Annotated in this window: 3 protein-coding genes; all 3 read left to right on the top strand. The window is 68.5% G+C overall.

Features of this window, described 5'->3' with window-relative positions:
- On the top strand, window positions 1–642 hold a 642-nt coding region (locus AC1DOC_RS26910; protein WP_478130848.1), incomplete at its 5' end, for a glycerol-3-phosphate dehydrogenase C-terminal domain-containing protein.
- Window positions 642–1715 (top strand): ABC transporter ATP-binding protein, encoded by a 1074-nt coding sequence (locus AC1DOC_RS26905; protein ID WP_478081489.1) that lies wholly within the window; start codon window positions 642–644, stop codon window positions 1713–1715. The genes AC1DOC_RS26910 and AC1DOC_RS26905, both read left to right, overlap by 1 nt.
- 1 nt (window position 1716) lies before the next feature.
- Window positions 1717–2787: an ABC transporter ATP-binding protein gene (locus AC1DOC_RS26900; RefSeq protein WP_012748492.1), complete on the top strand. Its 1071-nt coding sequence runs from the start codon at window positions 1717–1719 to the stop codon at window positions 2785–2787.
- The last annotated feature ends 218 nt before the right edge of the window (window positions 2788–3005 follow it).

The following is a 3005-nucleotide window of genomic DNA, read 5'->3' as shown; positions in this document are numbered from 1 at the left end:
CCCGTGAAGCCGGCCGACGTGGTCTGGACCTATTCGGGCGTGCGCCCGCTGCTCGACGATGCGTCGGGCGACCCCTCGGCCGTCACGCGCGACTACATGCTCGAGTCGAACACCACCGCGGCACCGCTGCTGTCGGTGTGGGGCGGCAAGATCACCACCTTCCGCAAGCTGGCCGAGGACGCGGCCGACGAGGTCGGCAAGATGCTCGGCCAGTCGAGCGCGCAGCGTCCGCCCTGGACCGATGGCGCCTTCCTGGCCGGCGGCGATCTTTCCGCATGGATCGGCGCCGCCACTCGGCCCGACGACGATTTCGAACGCTTCGTGGCCGCGGTGCAGGCGCGCCATGCATGGCTGGACGCCAAGCTCGCGCGGAGGCTGGCAMGTGCCTACGGCGCGCGCGTGGCCGAGCTGCTCGGCGACGCCAAGTCCATGGAAGACATGGGCGAAGCCGTGGCACCCGGCCTTCACGAGCGCGAGCTGCGCTTCCTGCAACAGAACGAATGGGCCGTGAGCGCCGACGACGTGCTCTGGCGCCGCTCGAAGCTCGGCCTGCGCTACACGGCCGAAGAGCGCCGGCAGGTGGCCGCCTGGCTGCAGGCACGCACCACCAACAACAGCTACATGATCAACGGGGAGCGCTGATGCAATTGACTCTGGAGCGCGTCACCAAGAAGGTCGGCGCGCAGACCTGGCTCTACGAACAGAGCATTGCGCCCCAAAGCGGCGCGGTCACCGTGCTGCTGGGCGCCACGCAGGCCGGCAAGACCAGCCTGATGCGCCTGATGGCGGGGCTCGACACGCCCAGCACCGGCCGCGTGCTGGTCGACGGCAAGGACGTGACCGGCATGCCGGTGCGCGAGCGCAACGTGGCCATGGTGTACCAGCAGTTCATCAACTATCCGTCGCTCACCGTGGCCGACAACATCGCCTCGCCGCTCAAGCTGCGCGGCGAGTCCAACATCGAGGCGCGCGTGAAGGCGCTGGCCGACAAGCTGCACATCGGCATGTTCCTCGACCGCCTGCCGGCCGAGCTGTCGGGCGGGCAGCAGCAGCGCGTGGCGCTGGCGCGCGCGCTGGCCAAGAACGCGCCGCTGATGCTGCTCGACGAACCGCTGGTGAACCTCGACTACAAGCTGCGCGAAGGCCTGCGCGAAGAACTCACGCAGCTTTTTGCCACCGGCGATTCGACGGTCATCTACGCCACCACCGAACCCGGCGAGGCGCTGCTGCTCGGCGGCTACACGGCCGTGATGGACGAGGGCGAACTGCTGCAATACGGCCCGACCGCCGAGGTGTTCCATGCGCCGCAATCGCTGCGCGTGGCGCGCGCCTTCAGCGATCCGCCGATGAACCTGCTGGCCGGCACCGCAACGCCCGGCCGCGTGCAACTCGCAGGCGGACCGGTGCTGGCGCTGGCGGTGCCTGAAAGCGTTTCGGGCGCGGTCACCGTCGGCCTGCGCGCGAGTGCATTGAACGTGGACGCGGGGGAGGGCGACATCGCCTTGCCCGGCAAGGTGGAGCTGGCCGAGATCTCGGGCTCCGACACCTTCGTGCACGTCGAGACGGCGGTCGGCGAACTGGTGGCGCAGCTCACCGGCGTGCACCGCTTCGAGCTGGGCACGCCGATCACGCTGTACTTCAGCGCCTCGCAAGCCTATGTGTTYGATGCCGGCGAAAAGCTGGCGCTCGCGCCGGCATGGCGCAAAGGAAGCTGACATGGCACGCATCGATCTCGACCTGGCCCACGCCTACCGCCCCAACCCGAAGCAGGACAGCGACTATGCGCTGCTGCCGCTCAAGATGAGCTTCCGCGATGGTGGCGCGTACGCCTTGCTCGGCCCCTCGGGCTGCGGCAAGACGACCATGCTCAACATCATCTCGGGCCTGCTGGTGCCGTCTCAGGGCACGGTGACCTTCGATGGCCGCGACATGACGCGCGCCACGCCGCAGGAGCGCAACATCGCGCAGGTGTTCCAGTTTCCGGTGATCTACGACACCATGACCGTGGCCGAGAACCTCGCGTTTCCGCTGCGCAACCGCAAGGTGCCCGAAGACCAGATCAGGAAGCGCGTGGGCGAGATTGCCGAAATGCTCGACATGAGCGGGCAGCTGAACCAGCGCGCCTCGGGCCTCGCGGCCGATGCCAAGCAGAAGATCTCGCTCGGCCGCGGCCTGGTGCGCAGCGACGTCTCGGCGGTGCTGTTCGACGAGCCGCTGACGGTGATCGATCCGCACCTCAAGTGGCAGCTGCGCCGCAAGCTCAAGCAGATCCACCGCGAGCTCAAGCTCACGCTGATCTACGTCACGCACGACCAGGTCGAGGCGCTCACCTTCGCCGAAGAGGTGGTGGTGATGACGCGCGGCAAGGCCGTGCAGGTGGGCAGCGCCGAGGCGCTGTTCGAGCGGCCCGCGCATACCTTCGTGGGCCACTTCATCGGCTCGCCGGGCATGAACTTTCTTTCGGCGAAGAGCGCGAACGGCGCGCTCGAGGTGGCGGGCACGCCGCTCGTGCCGACGCGCGAACTGCCGCAGGGCGCGCTCAAGATCGGCATCCGGCCCGAGTACCTGCGCCTGTCGAACGCGGGCGCCGCCGGCGCCGTGCCGGCCGTGGTGAAGCAGGTGCAGGACGTCGGCACGCACGCCATGCTGAGCGCCGAGGTCGACGGCGGCGTGGTCAAGGTGCGCCTGCACTCGGACGACCAGCCGCCGGCCGTGGGCGACACCGTGTGGCTGCGGGTGCTCGACACCCACACCTGCTTCTACAAGGACGAGGAGCTGGTGGCATGAACACCCCGATCACAAACAGCCTGGTGCCTTTGTCTTTCTCCCTCCCCTTCCGGGGGAGGGCCGGGGTGGGGGCAAGCGGCGCCTCCATCGGGCGCTCTGCCTGCCCACATCCCAACCTTCCCCCGCAAGGGGAAGGAGCCAAGCCATGAACGCAACCAACAAGCCCATCAATCAAAAGGCCTGGTGGCTCGTGCTGCCGGTGCTGATCTGCGTGGCCT

The sequence above is a fragment of the Variovorax sp. 01T439_2 genome, assembly GCF_056398445.1.
The sequence above is the reverse complement of the archived record's forward strand: the minus strand, read 5'-3'. Positions and strand labels throughout refer to the sequence as shown.